The organism is Rhodococcus sp. S3 (assembly GCF_058211795.1).
The window spans coordinates 3,875,169-3,895,949 of sequence record NZ_CM177074.1 but is presented as its reverse complement, the minus strand read 5'-3'; the positions used below and the strand labels follow the sequence as shown (position 1 = coordinate 3,895,949).

The 20,781-nt window shown below is 69.1% G+C and carries 26 protein-coding genes and 3 tRNA genes; 16 read left to right on the top strand and 13 right to left on the bottom strand.

Annotated elements, in window-relative coordinates:
- Positions 1–4 precede the first annotated feature (4 nt).
- On the bottom strand, positions 5–991 hold the full coding sequence (locus AC0LPE_RS18000; protein ID WP_490604917.1) for a hypothetical protein: 987 nt from the start codon (positions 989–991) through the stop codon (positions 5–7).
- Positions 992–1,102: 111 nt separating this feature from the next.
- On the opposite strand from AC0LPE_RS18000, the gene AC0LPE_RS17995 reads away from it, so the two are divergent.
- Entirely contained in the window at positions 1,103–1,492 is a 390-nt protein-coding gene (locus AC0LPE_RS17995; RefSeq protein WP_016694329.1) for a phage holin family protein, read from the top strand.
- 42 nt (positions 1,493–1,534) lie between these two features.
- Here the strand turns inward: AC0LPE_RS17995 and AC0LPE_RS17990 are convergent, their stop codons facing one another.
- The 7 genes from AC0LPE_RS17990 to AC0LPE_RS17960 form a co-directional block, all read right to left on the bottom strand.
- Complete coding sequence (locus AC0LPE_RS17990) at positions 1,535–2,404, bottom strand: 1,4-dihydroxy-2-naphthoate polyprenyltransferase (protein WP_085469622.1); 870 nt, start codon at positions 2,402–2,404, stop codon at positions 1,535–1,537.
- A 48-nt stretch (positions 2,405–2,452) separates the two neighbouring features.
- A complete protein-coding gene (gene menE / locus AC0LPE_RS17985) occupies positions 2,453–3,622 on the bottom strand; it encodes an o-succinylbenzoate--CoA ligase (protein ID WP_202399735.1) in 1,170 nt (389 codons plus the stop codon).
- Positions 3,595–3,894 carry a DUF3349 domain-containing protein gene (locus AC0LPE_RS17980; RefSeq protein WP_006552314.1) on the bottom strand — a complete coding sequence of 100 codons (300 nt, stop codon included), beginning with the start codon at positions 3,892–3,894 and terminating at the stop codon, positions 3,595–3,597. The genes menE and AC0LPE_RS17980 overlap by 28 nt, the downstream gene beginning before the upstream one ends.
- Before the next feature lie 12 nt (positions 3,895–3,906).
- Positions 3,907–4,167 (bottom strand): hypothetical protein, encoded by a 261-nt coding sequence (locus AC0LPE_RS17975; RefSeq protein ID WP_016694326.1) that lies wholly within the window; start codon positions 4,165–4,167, stop codon positions 3,907–3,909.
- The gene (locus AC0LPE_RS17970; protein ID WP_016694325.1) at positions 4,164–5,345 is read right to left on the bottom strand and encodes an inorganic phosphate transporter; all 1,182 of its coding nucleotides are present in this window, start codon (positions 5,343–5,345) and stop codon (positions 4,164–4,166) included. Before AC0LPE_RS17970 ends, AC0LPE_RS17975 begins: the two co-directional genes overlap by 4 nt.
- Positions 5,346–5,538: 193 nt before the next feature.
- On the bottom strand, positions 5,539–5,922 hold the full coding sequence (locus AC0LPE_RS17965) for a VOC family protein (protein WP_026061596.1): 384 nt from the start codon (positions 5,920–5,922) through the stop codon (positions 5,539–5,541).
- 2 nt (positions 5,923–5,924) lie between these two features.
- Complete coding sequence (locus AC0LPE_RS17960; protein ID WP_490604916.1) at positions 5,925–6,371, bottom strand: hypothetical protein; 447 nt, start codon at positions 6,369–6,371, stop codon at positions 5,925–5,927.
- 185 nt (positions 6,372–6,556) lie between these two features.
- On the opposite strand from AC0LPE_RS17960, the gene AC0LPE_RS17955 reads away from it, so the two are divergent.
- The gene (locus tag AC0LPE_RS17955) at positions 6,557–6,853 is read left to right on the top strand and encodes a DUF4193 domain-containing protein (RefSeq protein WP_016694322.1); all 297 of its coding nucleotides are present in this window, start codon (positions 6,557–6,559) and stop codon (positions 6,851–6,853) included.
- Between the two features lie 87 nt (positions 6,854–6,940).
- Here the strand turns inward: AC0LPE_RS17955 and AC0LPE_RS17950 are convergent, their stop codons facing one another.
- Positions 6,941–7,834: a 1,4-dihydroxy-2-naphthoyl-CoA synthase gene (locus AC0LPE_RS17950; RefSeq protein WP_016694321.1), complete on the bottom strand. Its 894-nt coding sequence runs from the start codon at positions 7,832–7,834 to the stop codon at positions 6,941–6,943.
- Positions 7,835–7,898: 64 nt separating this feature from the next.
- On the opposite strand from AC0LPE_RS17950, the gene AC0LPE_RS17945 reads away from it, so the two are divergent.
- From AC0LPE_RS17945 to AC0LPE_RS17935, 3 genes are all read left to right on the top strand, one after another.
- Positions 7,899–8,531, top strand: a complete 633-nt coding sequence (locus AC0LPE_RS17945; protein WP_160875265.1) for a PaaI family thioesterase — start codon at positions 7,899–7,901, stop codon at positions 8,529–8,531.
- Positions 8,528–9,523, top strand: a complete 996-nt coding sequence (locus AC0LPE_RS17940) for an o-succinylbenzoate synthase (RefSeq protein ID WP_019291219.1) — start codon at positions 8,528–8,530, stop codon at positions 9,521–9,523. The genes AC0LPE_RS17945 and AC0LPE_RS17940 overlap by 4 nt, the downstream gene beginning before the upstream one ends.
- Positions 9,524–9,621: 98 nt before the next feature.
- A complete protein-coding gene (locus AC0LPE_RS17935) occupies positions 9,622–10,062 on the top strand; it encodes a DUF6918 family protein (protein WP_033096107.1) in 441 nt (146 codons plus the stop codon).
- A 91-nt stretch (positions 10,063–10,153) separates the two neighbouring features.
- Here AC0LPE_RS17935 and AC0LPE_RS17930 read toward each other — a convergent pair whose 3' ends face one another.
- Positions 10,154–11,014: a siderophore-interacting protein gene (locus tag AC0LPE_RS17930; RefSeq protein ID WP_490604915.1), complete on the bottom strand. Its 861-nt coding sequence runs from the start codon at positions 11,012–11,014 to the stop codon at positions 10,154–10,156.
- Positions 11,015–11,097: 83 nt separating this feature from the next.
- Entirely contained in the window at positions 11,098–11,703 is a 606-nt protein-coding gene (locus AC0LPE_RS17925; protein WP_019291222.1) for a flavin reductase family protein, read from the bottom strand.
- Positions 11,704–11,755: 52 nt separating this feature from the next.
- On the opposite strand from AC0LPE_RS17925, the gene menD reads away from it, so the two are divergent.
- The 3 genes from menD to AC0LPE_RS17910 all read left to right on the top strand — a co-directional run bounded on the left by menD (position 11,756) and on the right by AC0LPE_RS17910 (position 14,608).
- On the top strand, positions 11,756–13,375 hold the full coding sequence (menD, locus tag AC0LPE_RS17920; protein ID WP_026061593.1) for a 2-succinyl-5-enolpyruvyl-6-hydroxy-3-cyclohexene-1-carboxylic-acid synthase: 1,620 nt from the start codon (positions 11,756–11,758) through the stop codon (positions 13,373–13,375).
- Positions 13,372–13,824 (top strand): DUF3592 domain-containing protein, encoded by a 453-nt coding sequence (locus AC0LPE_RS17915; RefSeq protein WP_145693279.1) that lies wholly within the window; start codon positions 13,372–13,374, stop codon positions 13,822–13,824. The genes menD and AC0LPE_RS17915 overlap by 4 nt, the downstream gene beginning before the upstream one ends.
- Before the next feature lie 82 nt (positions 13,825–13,906).
- Complete coding sequence (locus tag AC0LPE_RS17910; protein WP_088897082.1) at positions 13,907–14,608, top strand: demethylmenaquinone methyltransferase; 702 nt, start codon at positions 13,907–13,909, stop codon at positions 14,606–14,608.
- Positions 14,609–14,663: 55 nt separating this feature from the next.
- Here AC0LPE_RS17910 and AC0LPE_RS17905 read toward each other — a convergent pair whose 3' ends face one another.
- Positions 14,664–15,935 (bottom strand): geranylgeranyl reductase family protein, encoded by a 1,272-nt coding sequence (locus AC0LPE_RS17905; RefSeq protein WP_088897083.1) that lies wholly within the window; start codon positions 15,933–15,935, stop codon positions 14,664–14,666.
- 112 nt (positions 15,936–16,047) lie between these two features.
- Between AC0LPE_RS17905 and AC0LPE_RS17900 the strand changes: the two genes are divergently transcribed.
- Both AC0LPE_RS17900 and htpX read left to right on the top strand, forming a co-directional pair.
- Complete coding sequence (locus AC0LPE_RS17900) at positions 16,048–17,094, top strand: polyprenyl synthetase family protein (protein ID WP_088897084.1); 1,047 nt, start codon at positions 16,048–16,050, stop codon at positions 17,092–17,094.
- Between the two features lie 102 nt (positions 17,095–17,196).
- Complete coding sequence (gene htpX, locus AC0LPE_RS17895; RefSeq protein WP_490604914.1) at positions 17,197–18,057, top strand: zinc metalloprotease HtpX; 861 nt, start codon at positions 17,197–17,199, stop codon at positions 18,055–18,057.
- A 130-nt stretch (positions 18,058–18,187) separates the two neighbouring features.
- On the opposite strand, the gene AC0LPE_RS17890 is transcribed toward htpX, so the two are convergent.
- Positions 18,188–18,679 carry a YajQ family cyclic di-GMP-binding protein gene (locus AC0LPE_RS17890; RefSeq protein ID WP_016694310.1) on the bottom strand — a complete coding sequence of 164 codons (492 nt, stop codon included), beginning with the start codon at positions 18,677–18,679 and terminating at the stop codon, positions 18,188–18,190.
- A gap of 149 nt (positions 18,680–18,828) precedes the next feature.
- Here AC0LPE_RS17890 and AC0LPE_RS17885 point away from each other — a divergent pair.
- From AC0LPE_RS17885 to hadB, 6 genes are all read left to right on the top strand, one after another.
- A tRNA-Tyr gene (locus AC0LPE_RS17885) sits at positions 18,829–18,911 on the top strand.
- A gap of 362 nt (positions 18,912–19,273) precedes the next feature.
- Positions 19,274–19,346, top strand: a tRNA-Thr gene (locus tag AC0LPE_RS17880).
- 43 nt (positions 19,347–19,389) lie between these two features.
- Positions 19,390–19,465: transfer RNA gene (locus AC0LPE_RS17875), tRNA-Met, on the top strand.
- A 59-nt stretch (positions 19,466–19,524) separates the two neighbouring features.
- Positions 19,525–19,692, top strand: a complete 168-nt coding sequence (gene rpmG / locus AC0LPE_RS17870) for a 50S ribosomal protein L33 (protein WP_003941903.1) — start codon at positions 19,525–19,527, stop codon at positions 19,690–19,692.
- Positions 19,693–19,776: 84 nt separating this feature from the next.
- The gene (gene hadA / locus AC0LPE_RS17865) at positions 19,777–20,352 is read left to right on the top strand and encodes a (3R)-hydroxyacyl-ACP dehydratase subunit HadA (RefSeq protein ID WP_016694308.1); all 576 of its coding nucleotides are present in this window, start codon (positions 19,777–19,779) and stop codon (positions 20,350–20,352) included.
- Complete coding sequence (gene hadB, locus AC0LPE_RS17860; RefSeq protein ID WP_019291230.1) at positions 20,339–20,764, top strand: (3R)-hydroxyacyl-ACP dehydratase subunit HadB; 426 nt, start codon at positions 20,339–20,341, stop codon at positions 20,762–20,764. Before hadA ends, hadB begins: the two co-directional genes overlap by 14 nt.
- Positions 20,765–20,781 lie beyond the last annotated feature (17 nt).

The window sequence follows — 20,781 nt, the reverse complement described above, 5'->3', positions numbered from 1 at the left end:
GCGGTTACCGGGTCGGCTGTGCGGGAGCGACGGCGAGCGGACGCCCGGCAACGAGCGGGACGACCGTCGCAGCGACGAGCAGCAGCGTGCCGACCGCGATCGTCGCGAACGGCCACCACTGACGATCCGACGTCGCCGTGACCTCCGCGGCCTGCGTGTCCGGAGCGGCCGGCGCGGTGCGCGGCAGCGCTTCGGTGGCCGACCGGACGTTGTCGGCGATCCCGCCGACGACATCGGCCACCGGCCCGACACCGTCGACGAGCTGTCCGGTGCCGTCCGTCAGGGCCCGGCCCCCGTCGTCGAGGAGGACGAGGCCGTCGCGGAGCTGCCGCGAGCCGTCGGCGGCCTGCGCCATGCCCGCGACGAACTGCGCGTTCGGATCGGTGAGTTCGTAGGCGAGCTGCCGTGCGCCGTCGCGCAACTGCCCGAGCTGCTCGAGGGTGTCCGGCCCGAGGCCTTGCGTGTCGAGGGTCTCGACGAGTCCGCGCAGTTGGCCGGCCGCGCCCTGCGAGACCGGATCCGCGGACGCACCGAGCGTGTCGGCGACGGTCGTGAGGCGCGCCGTGACGTCGCCCTGCATCTCCCCGAAACCGGAGAGCCGGTCGACCACCTCGTCGACGCCACCGCTCACCTGGCGGGCGCCGTCGCCGAGCATGTCGACACCGCCGTCGAGCTGCCCGAGGCCGTCGGCGAGCTGCTCGCCACCGTCGCGAGCCTGCCGGAGGCCGTCGGAGAGTTGACGGGCACCGTCGTCGAGCTGGGTGCTGCCCTCCGTCAGCTGCCCGACCCCGCCGTCGAGCACCGACAGCGGCAGTCCGGCCCGTTGCAGGTTGCTCCGCGCCTCGTCGACGCCGTCCGCCGAGGGACTCGGCTCTTCCGCGACGGTCGCGACCGCCGTCTCGGGACGGTCGAGCCAGGCGAAGACCGAACCCGTGCCCACGAGGAGCAGTCCGGTCACGGCGAGAAGCAGGGGGAGAAGACGTGAACGCACGCCGGCCGACGCTACCGTCCGTCGCTGAGAGGCCCCTGAGGGGGAGGGGCGACCCCGCATGCGTCCGATTTGCCCGTTACGAGACCGGGTTCCGTGTGCCACAGTGGCACCATGATTTCTCTGATACTGCGGTTGATCATCAACGCGGTCGGTCTGTGGCTCGCGGTCGAGCTGGTCGACGGGATCGACTTCACCGATCCCGCGGGCACCTCCGACACGACCCGCGCGGTCATCACGCTCGTCGTGCTGGCCGCCATCTTCACCGTCGTCAACGCACTCGTGAAGCCGCTGGTGAAGCTGCTGTCGCTGCCGCTGGTGATCCTCACCCTCGGGCTGTTCCTGCTCGTCGTCAACGCGCTGATGCTCATGCTCACCGCGTGGCTGAGCGGCTTCACCGAGTACGGCCTCACGATCGACGGCTTCTGGGCGGCACTGTGGGGCGGCGTGATCATCGCGATCGTCAACTTCGTCCTCGGACTGGTCGTCCCGGACCGCGACTGATCCCGCCCGTCCGCGGCAGATTCCGCCGTGCCCGCGTCCTGGTCAGCCGAAGGCCAGCGCGGGCGCGGTGGCCACCGCCCACACGAGCATCGCCACACCCGAATCGCTCAATGCCGGGATCAGCGCGAGACCGAGGGCACCGGCCCGCACCGGCTTGTGCGCGCGGACCGCGAACGGCGCGGCGAGGAAGCCGGCGAGCGCCCACGGCGTCGCCGCGACCAGCACCAGCGACATCACGAACGGCACCACGACCAGCACCAGGTGGAGCGTGCGGGTCCTCGGATCGCCCAGCTTGACCGCCAGGGTCCGCTTGCCGGTCTCCGCGTCGGTCGCGATGTCGCGGAGATTGTTCGTCACCAGCACGGCCGTCGAGATCGAGCCGACGGCGATCGCGCACGCCAGACCCACCCAGTCGACGCGACCGGCCTGCACGAACTGCGTGCCGAGCACCGCGACGAGCCCGAAGAAGACGAAGACGCCGATCTCCCCGAAGCCGCTGTAGCCGTACGGGTTCTTCCCGCCGGTGTAGTACCAGGCCCCGGCGATGCAGACCGCGCCGACGAGCACGAGCCACCAGGCGGTCGTGACGGCGAGAGCGAGTCCCGCGACGGCCGCGATGCCGAAGCACACGAACGCCGCGCGCTTGACGGCACCGGGGCTCGCCGCGCCCGAGCCCACCAGCCGCATCGGCCCGACCCGCTCGTCGTCGGTGCCGCGGATGCCGTCGGAGTAGTCGTTGGCGAAGTTCACGCCGATGATCAATCCGAGCGCGACGACCAGTGCCAGCAGCGCCTTCCACCACACGGCCTCACCGAGCCACGCCGCAGCGCCCGTGCCTGCCAGGACGGGTGCTATCGCATTGGGGAGGGTGCGCGGACGAGCGCCTTCGAGCCATTGACCAGCCGTTGCCATGGATCGATCTTCGCACCCGGGCCCGCCTGCCGCGTCGTGCGCACCCCGTCAGGAGAAGCGCGAGACGAGGGCTCGGCGATCCACCTTGCCCGGCCCACGCAGCGGCAGTGTGTCGACGACCTGCAGCTCACGCGGCGCAGCAGTGGGATCGAGCGTGGCCTCGACGTGGTCCCGGAGCTCGGCGAGCGTCGGCGTCGTGCCGGGGGTGGGAACGACGACGGCCGCGACGCGCTGCCCGAGCCGGGGGTCGGGCAGACCCACCACCGCGACCTCCCGGACGGCCGGGTGCTCGACGAGCACGGCCTCGACCACCTGGGGGACCACGGTGAGCCCGCCGGTGGAGATGGCCTCGTCGAGCCGTCCCAGGATGCGCAGGACCCCGTCGTCGAGCGTGCCTGCGTCGTCGGTGCGGAACCAGCCGGGTTCGGCGAAGGCGGGATGATCGGGCAGGTTCCGGTAGCCCGAGGCGAGCGTGGCGCCGCCGAGCCACACCCGCGAGTCGCCGTCGACGCGCACGTGCACCCCGTCGAGCGGCACGCCGTCGTAGACGCAGCCGCCACAGGTCTCGCTCATGCCGTAGGTGCGGACGACCGTGATACCGGCCGCGCGGGCACGTTCGAGGACCGGCACGGGAGTCGCGGCCCCACCGAGCAGGATCGCGTCGAGGCGGGCGAGCGCCGCGGTGGCGTCGGGATGATCGAGGGCCTTGATCAGCTGGGTGGGAACCATCGAGCTGTACCGGCGAGGACCCGGCATGGCGTCCACCGCCGCCGGCAGATCCGCGGGATCGAAACCGGCGGACACGTTGACGACGACGGGTTCGGTTCCGGAGAGCAGGCCGCGCAGCAGCACCTGCATGCCGGCGATGTGATGGGCGGGCAGGACCAGGAGCCACGAGCCCGTCCCACCCAGCCGGGCGTGGGTGGCGTCGCCGCTCGCGCGCAGCGCCTGCGCGGAGAGCAGGGCGCCCTTCGGGGTCCCGGTCGTGCCGGAGGTCGCGACCACCAGTCCCACCCCGTCGGCGACGGGTTCACCGGGGCTCAGCGCATCGGTGAGGCGGAGTGTCTCCCGCTCGTCCCCGGCAGGGACGGGGAGCAGCGCCGGTCCGTCACCGTCGAGCATGCGCTGCAGGGCGGGCAGCACGGATCGGACGGCGGACCCGGCCGGGACGGGCAGGAGCTCGAGTGTGGTCACAGATCGTATTGTGTCGTGTCCCATCCGCCCGCTTCGAGTTGGCGGCGGACCCGGTCCACGTCGTCGGGCGACGGCATGTTGTTGGTGATCTTGCTGATCAGGACCGCGATGTCGATGCGGTTGATCGAGAGGTCACCGTCCTCGACCAAGGTGTCGGCGACCTGGGCGACCTCCTCGTCGGACAGGCGCCGCGCGAGCAGTGCGAACAGGGGTACGTAGTCCTGTTCCGGCACCCCTTCGGGGTAACCGGCGCGGAGCCACTCGACGATGGAAGCGAGAAACGGCGGGAGGGCCACCCGTCACTCCGATCAGAAGATGTCGATGCCGAATGTTCCGGCGAGGAAATCGGACGCCAGCAGGAGGATGCCCGCCAGGATCGCGCAGGCCACCACGGCGAAGCACAGCACCGCGGCGGTCCGGGCCGCCGGATTCGGTGTGCCGTCGCTGCCGCGACCGGTGTCGAGCGCGCGGACCCCCAGCGCGAACAGGGAGGGCAGGCCGGCGCCGAGCAGCAGGCCCACGAGAACGACCTGCCACAGGGAGTCGAGGGTGTGCGTCAGCAGGTTCACGAGCGTCCTTCCCCGGTGACCGTTTCGGAGGCACCCGGCGCCGGGGCGAGCTTGTCGTCCCAGTCGGCGGTGACGTTGGAGGCGTCGACGGGCTGTCGGCGCGAGCGCAGCCACATGAACACGGCCAGGGCGCACAGGATCGCGAACACGACGAGCACGCCGGGCATGCCGCCGATGAGGTGGGCGAGCCCCCAGCAGATCGCTCCGACGACCGCGGCGCACGGCAGGGTGATGACCCACGCGACGACCATCCGTCGCGCCACCGACCAGCGCACCTCCGCGCCCTTGGTGCCCAGACCCGTGCCGAGGATCGAGCCCGTGGCGACGTGCGTGGTCGACAGCGGCAGACCGAAATGGCTCGAGGTGAGGATGATGGCGGCCGACGACGACTCGGCGGCCAGGCCCTGCGGCGGGGCGATCTCGACGAGACCCTTGCCCAGCGTGCGGATGATGCGCCAGCCGCCGAGATAGGTGCCGAGTGCGATCGCGACGGCACAGGCGACCTTCACCCAGAACGGCATGTCCGTGTCGGCGGTGATGGTGCCGTGGGCGACGAGGGCCAGGAAGATCACGCCCATCGTCTTCTGCGCGTCGTTGGTGCCGTGCGCGAGGGACATCAGGGACGCCGTGCCGATCTGTCCCAGCCGGAAGCCGCGGTCGCGGTGTTCGTTGGAGACGGAGCGGGTCAGGCGGTGCATCGACCAGATGCCCACCGTGGACACCAGCGCCGCGATGACGGGCGCGAGCACGGCGGGGATCAGGACCTTGCCGAGCACTCCGTCCCACACCACGCCCTGGACACCGATCGACGCCAGTGCAGCGCCGACGAGACCGCCGAACAGGGCGTGCGACGAGCTGGACGGAAGGCCGAACAGCCAGGTCGAGATGTTCCAGAGGATCGCTCCGACCAGACCGGCGAAGACGATGAGCAACAGATCGGTACCGCCGACGGTGTCGAGGTCGACGACACCCTTCGCGACGGTCGCGGCGACTTCCACGGACAGGAAGGCGCCGACGAGGTTGAGGGTCGCGGACAAAGTGACCGCGGTTTTGGGTTTGAGGGCGCCGGTGGCGATGGATGTCGCCATGGCATTGCCGGTGTCGTGGAAGCCGTTGGTGAAATCGAATGCGAGGGCAGTGACGACCACCACCAGGAGCACGACGAACTCTGCGGTCACGTCTGTCGATTGTGGGGTAGCGGGCACGTGAATGTACAGCGACGGGGGTGTGAATTCTGCGTCTCGCCGTCACGCCCGACCGGTTCTTTCGGACTCCGACCATGAGCGGAGTGCAGAGCAGACCGCGCGGCTTGTGTGCAAGATCACCGGCGCCGCGCGACTGCCTGCGGTCGTGCCCGGGTACCTCCGTTCGTCAGCGGAGGTCGCGGCGCAACGGATGGTCCTCGGGGATCTGCACCAGGACGATCGGAATCCCGTCGGGATCGGCGATCCACAGCTCGTGCAGTCCCCACGGCTCCTGCTTCGCACCCCGGACGATGCGTACACCCTTCAGTGCCAGCTCGGCCTCGGCGTCGTAGACGTCGCGCACCTGGAGCCACAGGGCGCCGTGGAACACCTCGTCGCTGTCGTCGGACCGGCCGTGGGCGGCGATCTCGATGAGCGACTGCCCCGCGAAGAAGACGGTTCCGCCGGGATACTCGCGGGCGATCGCCAGTCCCAGCGTCGAGCCGTAGAACTCGAGGGCGGCCTCCTGATCACGCGGCCGGAGGATGGTGCGGCTGCTGAGGATCTCCACCGTCACTGCTCCTCGGCCGGGCGGGCCTCGTGATGGCGGCGGCCGTGTGTGCGCCGCGATTCCTTCATCTCTGCTTCGAACAGATGGCGCCGGCCCTGCACGAGTTCGTCGCGCACCTGCTTCTCGAAGGTGCGGAAGTCCGACCAGTAGCCGTCGTCGAACGCCTCGACGAGCTGGAAGGTCCAGCGACCCTCGGCGATGTTGCGTCCGATGATCTCGGTGTCGAGACGCTCGGCGATCTCGTCGTGCCCGGCCTCGCGGAACAACTCCTCGGCGTCGCCGGTGAGCAGATCGGCGCGGCCCATCAGCTGGTGGAAGGCATAGAGATGGCCCCGCGCCTGCTCGACGGTCTCGAGGGCCTCGGACAGTTTGCCGGTCGCTTTCACAGTGGCGTCGGAGACGCCTTCCGGGCGGGTGTGGGCGGTTCGCGGACTCTGGCGATCGGTCATGTCCCACAGTGTGCCCGAGAGCACACAGTTCGAACGTAACTGGACATATGTGTTTGACGAAGCTTCGGGTGGGACATTACTGACGGCAACGGTGCCCATGACAGCGCCGGCCTGCCACAGCGGGTCCGACGCAGCCGTAACCCGCGGCTGCGCGGCACCGCCGACAACGAGTGAGGAGAACTGCCATGGCGACCGACTACGACGCTCCCCGCACCACCGACATCCTGGGCGGCGGTGGCACTGCCCTGGACGAGCTGGACATCAAGCCCACCGCGGCCGCCGACACCGACGAGGGTGAGATCCTCGAGACCCTCGACCTGCCCGGCGCCGACCTCTCGGCACTGTCGGCGGAGGAGCTCTCGGTCCAGGTCCTGCCGAAGCAGTCGGACGAGTTCACCTGCATGGGCTGCTTCCTCGTCCAGCACCACAGCCGCCGCGCGACGGGCGACGGCGAGCAGGCCTTCTGCCGCGACTGCGTCTGACCTTCCGTCCGACGACCCCTCCTTGCGTGGCGAACCGGGCCTTGCACCTGCTGTAGCAGGGGCGAAGCCCGGTTCGTCGCGTCAGGATCAGTAGTAGTGGGGGTACGGCGACCAGTCGGGATCGCGCTTCTCCAGGAAGGCGTCGCGACCCTCGATCGCTTCGTCGGTCATGTAGGCCAGGCGCGTGGCCTCGCCCGCGAACAACTGCTGGCCGACGAGTCCGTCGTCCTGCAGATTGAAGGCGTACTTGAGCATGCGCTGCGCCTGCGGCGACTTGCCGTTGATCTTCTGCGCCCACTCCAGCGCGACGTTCTCGAGCTCGTCGTGGTCGACGACCTTGTTGACCGCACCCATGTGGTGCATCTCCTCGGCCGTGTAGGTGTCGCCGAGGAAGAAGATCTCCCGCGCGAACTTCTGGCCGACCATCTTGGCGAGGTAGGCGCTGCCGTAGCCACCGTCGAAGCTGCCCACGTCGGCGTCGGTCTGCTTGAAGCGAGCGTGCTCGCGGGAGGCGAGCGTCAGGTCGCACGTGACGTGCAGGCTGTGCCCGCCGCCGGCGGCCCAGCCGTTGACCAGAGCGATGACGACCTTCGGCATGAACCGGATCAGCCGCTGGACCTCGAGGATGTGCAGGCGGCCGGCGCGGGCCTTGTCGACGGTGTCGGCCGTCTCGCCGCTCGCGTACTGGTAGCCGCTGCGGCCCCGGATCCGCTGGTCGCCGCCGGAGCAGAACGCCCATCCGCCGTCCTTCGGGCTCGGGCCGTTGCCCGTGAGCAGCACGACGCCGACGTCGGAGGTGGTCCGCGCGTGGTCGAGCACGCGGTAGAGCTCGTCGACGGTGTGCGGGCGGAAGGCGTTGCGCACCTCGGGACGATCGAACGCGACGCGGACCGTGCCCTGCGTGACGTGTCGGTGATAGGTGATGTCGGTGAGGTTCTCGAACCCGGGTACCGGGCGCCACAATTCTGGATCGAAGGTCACCTCGTCACCATAAAGGGCCGGGCATCGCGACGATGTGTGCTGCCGCCCGATAACGTGCACAACCATGAGCGAGCAGACCGATCCCCGCGACGACTACGAACACCACGGTGGATTTCCGGTCTACGAACCGGTGAAGGCGGGGCCGAACTACGGTCGCTTCGTCGAGACCTTCCGGCGTCTGCAGGATCTGATGGTCGCCACGAACCCGCCGGACGAGGTCGTCGACCGCGCGATCGAGCAGACCGAGGCCCTGGTCGATCTGCTCGCCGAGCACGCCGTGCCCGAGGGCCGCTCGCCCGCGGGCTTCAACGTGGACCTGCCCGGACGCGGCAGTGCGCTGCTGCTGCCGTGGACGATCGAGAAGTACGGACCGGACGGTGTCCGTGAACGCGGCGTCTTCCGCCGCTACCACCTCGGAGGCAACGGGGCCGCGCACGGCGGCACGTTGCCGCTGCTGTTCGACGACCTGTTCGGCATGGTCATCCACGCCAACGGCCGGCCGATCGCCCGCACTGCCTATCTCCACGTCAACTACCGCAGGATCACCCCGATCGAGACCGAACTCGTCGTCGACGGCTGGGTCGACCGCGTGGACGGTCGCAAGGCCTTCTGCAAGGCCGAACTGCGCGATGTCGACGGCAACCTCCTCGCCGACTGCGAGGCGCTGATGGTCCAGTTGCTGCCGGGCCAGCCGTGACCTCCCTACCCCTCCCGTCCGCGGACGAGCTGCTCGACGGGGCGGTCGTCGTCTCGATGCCCATGCGCGTCCGGTTCCGCGGCATCACCGAACGCGAGGTGCTGCTGCTGCGCGGACCCGCCGGGTGGGGCGAGTTCGGGCCGTTCCCCGAATACGGTGACGACGAGGCGGCGCACTGGTTGCAGTCGGCGATCGAATCCGCCTGGCAGGGCCATCCGGCTCCGCGCCGCTCCCGGATCGCTGTCAACGCGACCGTGCCCGCCATCGGCCCGGAGCGCGTCCCCGAGGTGCTCGCCCGGTTCCCCGGCGCGCGCACCGCGAAGGTGAAGGTCGCCGAGCCGGGCCAGGATCTCGCGCAGGATGTCGCTCGTGTCCGGGCCGTGCGCGAGCACGTGCCCAACGTCCGGATCGACGCGAACGGCGGCTGGAGCGTGGACGAGGCCGTCCGTGCGCTCACGGCACTCACCGCCGACGGTCCGCTCGAATACGCCGAGCAGCCGTGCGCGACCGTCCCCGAACTCGTCGAGGTGCGCCGGCGACTGCCCGGGGTGCGCATCGCGGCGGACGAGAGCATCCGCCGCGCCGAGGATCCCCTGCGGGTCGTGCGGGCCGGGGGAGCGGATGTCGCCATCGTGAAGGTCGCGCCGCTCGGCGGGGTCCGACGCCTCGTCGCGCTCGCCGACGAACTCGCCGGACACGGCGTCGAGGTGGTCGTCTCGAGCGCTCTCGACTCGGCGGTGGGAATCGCCACCGGTCTCGCGGCGGCCGCTGCCCTGCCCGACCTCCCGTACGCCTGCGGGCTGGGCACGGGTGGCTTCTTCGAAGCCGACGTCGCGCCGGCTCTGCACATGTCCGACGGAGCGCTCGACGTCGTCGCGGTCGAGCCCGAACCCGAGCGGCTCGATGCGCTGCGGGCCGATCCCGATCGAGTCGAGTGGTGGTGCGAACGGGTGCGTCGGTGCCGTACGGTGCTCGCCGGACGCGGACTGTGACGACCTCGCCGGACGCGGACTGTGACGGCACGGAATCGTCGTATATCGTTCCCCGCGTCCCAACGGTCACAAGTGTCACATCTACGGAGGCAGTGAAAGTGGTTGCAGCTCTGGGCGATGCCCTCCTCGGCGCCGACAAGTTCCCGGCGGTCAAGGCAGACGTCGAAGCCCTGATCGATGCTGAGGTGTCGGACAAGAAGGGTGCGTCCGGTCTCGCCCTCAAGGGTGGCTACGCAGCAGTGAAGAAGGTCGGCCCGGGCATCGTGCCGGGTGCCGTCGAAGGTCTGCTGCCCGAATTCGTCGAGAAGCTCCAGCCGTTCTGGGTGGAGTACGCAGGCAACGGTTCGTTCTCGGACTTCCTGGTCGCCCGCGGCGAGGTCGTCGCCGACGCTCTTCTCGGGGTGACCGACGAGCGCATCGCCGGCACGTCGAAGTCCGGTGTCAAGAAGGTCTACGACTCGCTGCGCCCCTCGGCCAAGAAGCACGTCGTCGAGGCCCTGCCGCGCCTGGGTGATCTCATCCAGAAGCACGCCGGCTGAGCCGACACCAGCGACATCCGGACGTCGCGGTCCCGAACCGGTTCGCCGGTCGGTACCGCGACGTTCGTCGTTCCGGGGAAGATTCGGACCGTCAGTAGACGGGCTCGCCGTACTTCCAATATCCGATGAAGGTCACCGCCGACCGGTCCCAGCCGCACTCGCGCACGAGATGACGGCGCACACCGGTCGCGAGCGACGACTCGCCCGCGACGAACGCGTGGGTGGAATCCGACGACGGGGTCGCCTCCCGAACCGCATCGACGACGAGACTGCCCGGTACCGCCTCGGCATCGGTCCTGATCACCGGATGAACCCGCACGTTCTCTCCCGTCGGCAGGTCCTGGGCGGTGAGGTCGTCGGGGTGCGGAACCTCGACGAAGACCTCGACGGACGCGAGCGGATCGAGGGCGAGGATCGAGTCGAGGATGCCGGCCACGGCGGGCACGGCGCTCTCGTCACCGACGAGCAGCCACGACCGCGCCTCGTCGAGAGGGAGGTTGCTGATGCCCTCGTCGAGGATGCCGATCTCGTCGCCGGGCTGTGCCCGCTCCGCCCATGCCGAGGCCGGGCCCAGATCGCCGTGCGACGCGAAATCGATCTCGATCTCGGAAGTCGGGCCGAACAGCCCGGTTCCCGCAGGTCGCACGCGGCGGAACGTGTAGTTCCGCAGCACGGGCCGCCGCTCCTCGGGGAGCTCTCGATATTCGGGCCACCAACGGTCGTCCGTCGCCCCGGGGAGGGTCAGTTCCTGCTGCTCCGGGGTGGGGAAGAACATGCGGAACCAATGGTCGAAGCCCATCGGTGCGATCGAGTCGACGTCGTCGCCGCTCACGGTGATGCGCACGAAGGTCGGGCTGATGCGTTCGGCGGCGAGTACCTGCGCGCGCACCATCCGCCGCGACCCGGGCTTGAGATAGGGGTTGCGCCGTGCGGTTCCGGTGCTCTTCGCCATGCGGCCCTCCGAGGTTGCTCGGATGCCATCACTGACGACGTGCAGCATCCCGACGATCGTTCAGCGGAGCCTAACCTGTGTTCTCACCCGGGAGTGCCGGGCCGCTCCAGTCTCCGCACCGCGGGCGTCAGGCCCCATTCCGTCCGCCCCAACCGGCTCACCGCGCCGAGCGCCGCGAAATCCGGGGCACCGTCCTCCGCCAGCACCTCGGGGTCGACCGTCACCGCGAGGACGTCGCCCATTACGACGAACGAGTCGCCGATCTCGATCACTCGATGCAGCCGGCACTCGATCGAGGCGGGTGCCTCCGCGACCCGCGGGGGCCGCACCCGCTCGCTCGGCTCGGCGTGCAGACCCACCTCCGTGAACTCGTCGATGTCGTGCGGGAACGCCGCCGACGAGGCGTTGACCTTCTCCATCAACGGCACGGTCGCGATGTTGATCACGAACTCGCCCGTCTGCTCGATGTTCCGCAGGCTGTCCTTGCGGCCCACGGACGTGAACTGCACGACCGGCGGGGCCGTACTCGCCACCGTGAAGAAGCTGTACGGAGCGAGATTGAACACACCGTCCTCGGCCTCGGTCGACACCCATGCGATCGGTCTCGGCACGATTGTCGCGGTGAGAAGGCGGTAGAAGCGGCCGGGACTCGACTCGGCGGGATCGAAGACTGTGCGCACGGCCTCCATTCTGACCACACCTGGACCCGGCCACACTTCCGGCGCAATTACCCTGGACTCCGTGAATCCGTCCACTGCCCAGGCCACTGCTGTCGTCGACGAACTCGCCCGGGGCGGTGTTCGGGACGTCGTGCTGTGCCCGGGCTCGCGCAACGCGCCGCTCGCCTTCGCGCTCCAGGCCGCCGACAACGCAGGACGTCTGCGCCTGCACATGCGTATCGACGAGCGCACCGCCGGATTCCTCGCGATCGGCCTGGCCCTCGCCTCGGGTCGTCCCGTCCCGGTCGTCATGACCTCCGGGACCGCCGTGGCCAACCTCGCACCGGCCGTGCTCGAGGCGAACTACGCCCGCGTCCCATTGGTCGTGCTCAGCGCCAATCGCCCCTACGAACTGCTCGGATCCGGCGCGAACCAGACCGTCGAACAGCTCGGAATGTTCGGCACCCAGGTACGCGCGACCATCAGCCTCGGACTCGCCGAAGGCACCGAACAGAACAGCCAGTGGCGTTCGGCGGTCTCCCGAGTGCTCGCCGCCGCCCGCGGAACCCGCTCCGGCAACGCCGGCCCGGTCCACTTCGATATCCCGCTGCGCGAACCGCTCGTGCCCGAGCTCGACGCGAAGGGACCGGTGCCCGAGGGGCGTCCCGACGGCAAGGCCTGGACCACCACGGTGAACGCCACCCTCGACGTCCCGCTCGAGATCGATCTGACCCCCGACACGATCGTCGTCTCCGGTCACGGTTCCGCTCACCGCCCCGAGCTGTCCGGGCTGCCGACCGTCGCCGAACCCACCGCACCGCTGCACGGCATCCCGGTGCATCCGATGGCGCTGCCGCACCTGAAGCCGCGCCAGGCGATCATCACCGGCCGGCCCACGCTGCATCGGCCGGTGTCGAACCTGCTCGCCGACCCCGCCGTCACCGTCTACGCGCTGACCACCGGGCCGCGCTGGCCCGACGTCTCGGGCAACGTCATCGCCACCGGCACCCGCGCCGTGGTGTCGGGAGCACCCGACGAGGCGTGGCTCGAACGATGCCGCCAGCTCTCGGCGCACACCGACAAGGCCGTGCGCGCCCAGCTCGACGGGCATCCGAAGGCCACCGGACTGCACGTCGCCGCGGTGGTGACGGATTCACTGAAGCCCGGCGACCAGCTGCTGCTCGGGGCGTCGAACCCGGTGCGCGACGCGGCGCTCGTGAGCTACCCGAAGCCGGACGTGAAGGTGCTGTCCAACCGCGGTGTCGCCGGGATCGACGGCACGGTCTCCACCGCCGTCGGTGCCGCACTCGCCTACGAGCAGGGACGGACCGTCGCGCTGCTCGGCGACCTGACCTTCCTGCACGACGCGTCGGGCCTGCTCATCGGACCGTCGGAGCCGCGTCCGCAGAACCTCACCATCGTCGTCGCGAACGACGACGGCGGCGGAATCTTCGAATTGCTCGAACAGGGCGACCCGCAGTACGCAGGTGTCTTCGAGCGTGTATTCGGCACGCCGCACGGCATGGACCTCGCGGCACTGTGCGCGGCCTACCGCGTCCCGCACGAGCGGGTGGATCTGCAGGGCCTCGCGCTGGCGCTCGCGGACGACACGGTGCCGCCCGCAGGCATCCGTGTGGTCGAGGTCACCACGGATCGGGCCGGCTTGCGCGAACTGCACGCGGCGGTGCGGGCGCAGCTGTGAGCGGACCCGAGCGCGCGCGGCGCGCGGTTCTCATCGTCGCGGCGGCGATCTCCGCCCTCGCGGTGATCCTGTTCCTCGGCGCTCTCCGCAACGACCTCACCATCCGCTCCGACACGGGTACGGCCGTCGCCGAGGTGCTCTCGGCCGGATCCCTCCGGTCCGCGGTGAGTTTCGTCACCCCCGACGGCGTGACACACAATCCCGAGCTGGGTGTTCTGTATCCGACGGGGCTGACCACCGGGCAGCGGATCGCCGTCGAATACGCCCGGAGTGATCCCGATCTCGTTCGCGTGACCGGTCGGGACGCTCGCGTCGCACTGATCCCCACCGGATCAGTGATTGTCGTCACATGGCTGATCGCCATGCCCGTGTCGATCTGGCTCAGGCGGAAGAGGAACGCGGCTGCCGCAGCCCCCTCCGACGAGAAGGGTCGGGAACTTCGGGTGTGACGAACGCAACGTCCGTCGCGACGTCGCTCCCGGGACGGCACGACGGCCGGGACGGCGCAGGGGAGCGGGTAACGTTTCGGCCGTGGCAACAACTCACGGATCACGCGCGTCGCTCGACAAGGACCCGCGTGAGGTCGCGTCCATGTTCGACGGGGTCGCTGCACGCTACGACCTGACCAACACCGTCCTGTCGTTCGGGCAGGACCGCGGGTGGCGTCGCGCGACCCGTGCCGCCCTCGACCTGAAGCCCGGCGAGCGCGTGCTCGACCTGGCCGCTGGCACCGGGGTCTCCACCGTCGAACTCGGACGGTCCGGCGCATGGGTCGTCGCCACCGACTTCTCCACGGGCATGCTGCACGCCGGTGAGTTCCGCAACGTCCCGATGGTCGCGGGCGACGCGATGCGACTGCCGTTCGCCGACGCCGTCTTCGACGCCGCGACCATCTCCTTCGGCCTGCGCAACGTCGCCGACCCGGACGAGGGGCTGCGCGAGATCGCCCGCGTGGTCAAGCCGGGTGGACGCCTCGTGGTGTGCGAGTTCTCCACGCCCGTGCGCGAACCGCTGCGCACCGTCTACATGGAGTACCTGATGCGGACGCTGCCGCGGGTCGCGCGGGCGGTCAGCAGCAATCCCGACGCCTACGTCTACCTCGCCGAATCGATCCGGGCCTGGCCCGATCAGGAACAGCTCGCCCGGCGCATCGAGGCCGCGGGCTGGAGCGACGTGAAGTGGCGCAATCTCACCGGGGGCATCACCGCCCTGCACCGCGCGGTACGCACGTAGCCGCGCGCATCGGTGCAGCGCGGTACGCACGTAGCCGCGCGGCACATGTAGCGGCTCAGGCGAAGAGCGGCTGCCGATCCCAGCGCATCGAGAAATGACCGCTCGTCCGCCACACCCGGGCCACGAAGTCGGCGTCCTCGTCGGTGACGAGATTGCCCATCACCCGCACCGCGACCGACATCATCGTCCGCGACCGCATCGCGATCGGACCCGTCGCCGGCAGGAACTTCGGGATCGTGAGCAGGTTCGCGAGGCGACGCGCGGTGGAGAACGCCCGGCCGTAGTGGGAGCGCAGCGTCGCCGGCCACAGTTCGGTGAGGTCGTCGGAGTCGAGCAACCCGGCGACCAGCCGCCCGCCCTCGAGTCCGTAGTCGATGCCCTCGCCGTTGAGCGGATTGACGCACGCTGCGGCGTCGCCGATCAACGCCCAGTTCCTGCCCGCGACCCCCGACACGGCTCCGCCCATGGGCAGCAGCGCCGACGCCACCCGCGTCACCTCACCGAGCTCCCATTCGCTGCGGCGCTGCCGCGCGTACAGGTCGATGAGCGGTCGCAGCGATCCGTTCGCGGGTCGCGAGGCGGTTGCGAGGGTGCCCACCCCCAGGTTCACCTCGCCGGTGCCGAGCGGGAACACCCAGCCGTAACCCGGCTGGACGGCGCCCGCGTCGTCGCGCAGTTCGAGGTGCGAGGTGATCCACGGATCGTCGCTGCGCGGGGAGGTGGCGTAGGCCCGCGCGGCCACGCCGTAGGTGGTGTCGCGGTGCCAGCGACGTCCGAGCACCTTGCCGAGGGGAGAGCGCACCCCGTCGGCGACGATCAACATGCGGCACCGGACGGTCCGCGGTCCGTCGGCGGTGCGGAAGATCACGGCCGAGACCCGGTCGCCGTCGCGTTCGACGTCGACGGCCTTCGTCCCGTCCACGGCGCGGGCACCCGAGTCGAGCGCGACCTGCCGGATCCGGGCGTCGAGTTCGGTGCGCGGCACGGCACTGCCCACGACGGGGAACGACGAGTCGGGCCAGGGGAGTTCGAAGCGGCCACCGAAGCCCTCGAGACGCAGACCGCGGTTGACGGTGCGGGTGCGCAGCCAGTCGCCGAGACCGAGTTCGTCGAGTTCGGCGACGGCGCGCGGGGTCAGTCCGTCACCACAGGTCTTGTCGCGAGGGAAGGTCGCGGCATCGACGAGCAGCACCTCGCGACCGGCGCGGGCAGCCCACGCAGCGGCGGCGGAACCGGCTGGACCGGCACCGACGACGAGAACATCGGTACTGTCGGGAACGCAGGACTGGGATTGCCGCGGATCTCGCGCGGAGTGTTCGGCCACCACCGCTCCATCTTCTCAGGCCGCGATCGGCCGCCTCGACGAGGTGGATCGGGGAACGAACGGCTAGGTTCACTACGGTGAAGTCGAGGCGACAGAACAGGATGGGTACGTCATCGTGAGCACTGAGGGGGCGGCTCGGACCGCCGGTTCGGCCGATGCGGCGCCGAGCACCGTCGTGGCCGGTGTGGAACTCGGCGATCCGGTCCTCGCCGCGACAGTCGGGGACGGCCTCGCGAGCGTCGAGAAACTCCTGGTCGAGGAATTGTCCGACGGTGAGGACTTCCTGACGGAGGCCGCACTGCACCTGGCGAAGGCGGGTGGCAAGCGGTTCCGGCCGCTGTTCACGATCCTCACCGCGCAGCTCGGGCCGAAGCCCACCGATCCCGCCGTGGTGACGGCGGCGACCGTCGTCGAGCTCGTGCACCTCGCGACGCTCTACCACGACGACGTGATGGACGAGGCGACGATGCGTCGCGGAGCTCCGAGCGCCAACGTGCGCTGGGGCAACAGCGTCGCGATCCTCGCCGGCGACTACCTGTTCGCGCACGCCTCGCGACTGGTGTCGACCCTCGGTCCGTCGGCCGTGCAGATCATCGCGGAGACGTTCGCCGAGCTGGTCACCGGTCAGATGCGCGAGACCATCGGTGTGCGCAGCAACGACGACCCGGTCGAGCACTACCTGCGGGTGATCTGGGAGAAGACCGGTTCGCTGATCGCCGCCAGCGGTCGCTTCGGCGGTACGTTCTCGGGCGCCGATCCGGAACACGTCGAGCGTCTCGAACGACTCGGCGACGCCGTCGGCACCGCCTTCCAGATCGTCGACGACATCATCGACATCGCGTCCGACACCACGGAGTCGGGCAAGACCCCCGGAACCGATCTCCGCGAGGGCGTGTACACCCTGCCGGTGCTCTACGCGCTGCAGGAGACCGGGCCGGAGGCCGATCGCCTGCGCGAACTGCTCGTCGGTCCCATCGAGGACGAAGCGCACGTCGCGGAGGCACTCGAGCTGCTCGTCCGCTCGCCGGGGATGGATGCGGCGAAGGCGACCCTCGCGACCTATGCCGCCCGCGCCCACGCCGAACTCGACGCCCTGCCTCAGGGCCCGGCGAACGAGGCGTTGCGTCGCCTCGTGGACTTCACCGTCGCCCGCGTGGGCTGACGGACCGTCGTGTGGTCCCGCCCCGTTTCGGGGCGGGAACCGCGCCGTGCGCTCGTTCGTTGGACGAACGAGTGGGGAATCGTGGTGCGGAAGGGGTGCGACGTGCACGGATACTCGAACCGTCTCAAGACGGCCGGTCTGCTGATCGGAATGTCCGCGCTGATCGTGTTCGTCGGAGCGTTGTTCCAGAACTCGACGATCCTGCTGATATCGATCGTGCTCGCCGTCGGCATGAACGGCTACGCGTACTTCAACAGCGACAAGCTCGCCCTACGGGCGATGCACGCCCAGCCTGTCACCGAGGTGCAGGCTCCGGCGATGTACCGGATCGTGCGCGAACTCGCGACCGCGGCGCACCAGCCCATGCCGCGGCTCTACATCAGCCCCACCAACGCCCCCAACGCGTTCGCCACGGGACGTAACCCGCGCAACGCCGCCGTGTGCTGCACGACGGGCATCCTGGAGATCCTGAACGAACGGGAACTGCGCGCGGTGCTCGGCCACGAACTCGCCCACGTCTACAACCGCGACATCCTCATCTCGTCGGTCGCCGGCGCGATGGCCGCCGTCATCTCGGGTCTGGCGAACTTCGCGTTCTTCGCGTCGGCATTCGGCAACCGGGAGGGTGGCGCGAATCCGTTGGCGCTGCTGCTGGTTTCCCTGCTCGGCCCCATCGCGGCATCGGTCGTCAAGCTCGCCGTGTCGAGGTCGCGCGAGTACCAGGCCGACCAGTCCGGTGCCGAGCTCACCGGCGACCCGCTGGCCCTGGCGTCGGCGCTGCGCAAGCTCGCTCTCGGCACGCAGGCCGCGCCGCTGCCGCCCGAACCGAAGCTCGCGACCCAGTCGCACCTGATGATCGCCAACCCGTTCCGGGCGGGCGACAGGATGAGCCGGCTGTTCTCGACGCATCCGCCGATGGCCGACCGCATCGAACGACTCGAGCGCATGGCCGGGATCCGCTGACCGGACGGCACACGACACCCACAGACGACACCGCCCGCGACGGAAGTCGCGGGCGGTGTCGTAGGGGAGGGGTTCGTCAGCAGAGGTCGACGAACCAGCGGTGCTCGACGAACCAGCGGTAGTTGACGAACTAGCGGTAGTTGACGAACTGCAGGGCGATGTCGAGGTCGGCGTTCTTGAGCAGCGAGATGACGGCCTGCAGGTCGTCGCGCTTCTTGCTGGTCACGCGTAGCTCGTCGCCCTGGATCTGCGCCTTGACGCCTTTGGGGCCCTCGTCACGGATGAGCTTGGAGATCTTCTTGGCGTTCTCCTGGCTGATGCCCTGCACCAGGGTTCCGGTGATCTTGTAGACCTTGCCGGACTGCGTCGGCTCGCCGGCGTCGAAGGACTTCAGCGAGAGGTCTCGGCGGATCAGCTTCTCCTTGAAGACCTCCAGCGCGGCGAGTGCGCGGTCCTCGGTCTCGGCCGAGATCGTGATGGCCTCGTCACCCGACCACTCGATGTGCGCCCCGGTGTTCCGGAAATCGAAGCGGTTGGCGATCTCCTTCGCCGCCTGGTTCAGCGCGTTGTCCACTTCCTGGCGGTCGACCTTGCTCACCACATCGAACGACGAATCAGCCACGTCTCACTCCACTTCCGGGTCGGTCTGTAAGGGTTCTGTCCACCCGACGCTATCGGGTCGCGCGGGGCTGTGACCACTCGGTTTGCGTTTCGGGGGGGTATGCGTTGTATTCTTCCAAACGCATCGAGGACGCGGTCCCGATCGCACCCGGCAGGTTGCCCGAGCGGCCAATGGGAGCGGACTGTAAATCCGTCGGCTTACGCCTACGTAGGTTCGAATCCTACACCTGCCACCGGAACGGCCCCGGTTCTTCGGAACCGGGGCCGTTCTGCATTCCGGGGTCTCTGTAGTGCGGATTCTCTGTAGTGCAGGTCCTTGTAGCGCAGGCCCTGGAGTGTGGTCCGGGAGTGTGGGTCCTGCTCTCCCGGGACTCTCCCGAGGTTCTGGCCGGCTCGGCACGCGGTGCCGTTCCGTCCCGCGTCCGGTACCCACCGCCGGCCCACCGCGCGCGTACGTGTGGGCACGGGTGGGTGCGGGTGCGCAGAGCTCGGAGAGCAGCGGCGTTTATGGGCCTCTACCAGCGGATTTTGCACCAGGACCGAGTGTGTGTAATCTTTTGGAGGCCGCAGCGAGCAGAGATGCTCCGGAGGCCACGCCCCCTTAGCTCAGTCGGCAGAGCGTTTCCATGGTAAGGAAAAGGTCGACGGTTCGATTCCGTCAGGGGGCTCGCTGGATTGAGGTGCCGCCTTCGTAGCGACACTCGGCACCGAGGCGGTGTAGCTCAGTTGGTAGAGCAAACGACTCATAATCGTTGCGTCGCCGGTTCAAGTCCGGTCACCGCTACCAAAAGTTCATTGATCCACCCTGATCGATACTGATCGGATTGACGCGAAAGAAGGCATCCCGTGGCCTCCTCTACTGACGTTCGGCCGAAGATCACCTTGGCCTGCGAGGTGTGCAAGCACCGCAACTACATCACCAAGAAGAACCGTCGCAACGACCCCGACCGGCTCGAACTGAAGAAGTTCTGCCCGAACTGCGGTACGCACCAGTCGCACCGCGAGTCCAAGTAGCCGGTCGGAACGACGTCGACGCGTAAGGTCTCCGCAATACCGACCGTGCCAGTTGGCGTCGTCGGAATTGCGGAGGTTTTGCGTATGACGAACGTACTCGAGAACCAGGAATCGGTGGACGCGACCGAACAGGCCGGGATCCCGTTCGATGCCGCCGCGCACGCCAAGTCCATGGTCGGCCACCACTACCGGGTGGACGACTACTACGAGGTGGGTCGCGAGAAGATCCGCGAGTACGCCCGTGCCGTGCGCGATTCGCATCCGGCGCATCACGACGACGACGCAGCCCGCGGGCTGGGGTACGACGGAGTGATCGCGCCGCTGACCTTCGTCTCGATCGTCGGCATGATCGCGCAGCGCAAGCTGTTCGAAGAGGTCGTCACCGGATACGACCTGAGCCAGATCATGCAGACCGACCAGCGGATGGTCTACCACCGCCCGATCCAGGCCGGCGACAGGCTGTTCTGCGACGTCTACCTCGACGATTTCCGTCAGGCTGCCGGCAGCGACATCATCACCACCAAGAACGTGATCACCGATCAGTACGACAATCTCGTGCTCACGTCCTGGACGACGCTCGTCGCCCGTTCCGGTGGCGAGGTCGACGACAACATCGCGCACGCGGTCAAGGATGTGGTGATGCACAGTGACACTCCGTAGTTTCGCGGATGTCGCGGTAGGGGACGAGCTTCCGTCGAAGGTCGTCACACTCACGCGCGGAAATCTGGTCAACTATGCAGGTGTGTCGGGTGATCCCAACCCGATCCACTGGAGCGACAAGGTGGCCGAACTGGCCGGCTTGCGCGACGTCGTCGGGCACGGCATGCTCTCGATGGGCATCGCGGCCGGCTTCGTCACGGAGTGGCTGGGAGACCCCGGCGCGGTGACCGAATACAACGTTCGGTTCACCAGTCCGGTATATGTGGAGGCCGACAAGGCCGCCGAGATCGAGTTCACCGGCAAGATCAAGTCGGTGGACGCGGAGAGCAAGACAGCAGTGGTCGCTATCGTGGCGAAGTCCGACGGTCGCAAGATCTTCGGTCGGGCCACGGCAACGGTCCGTTTGGCCTGACGGCCGAGCGGATTGGG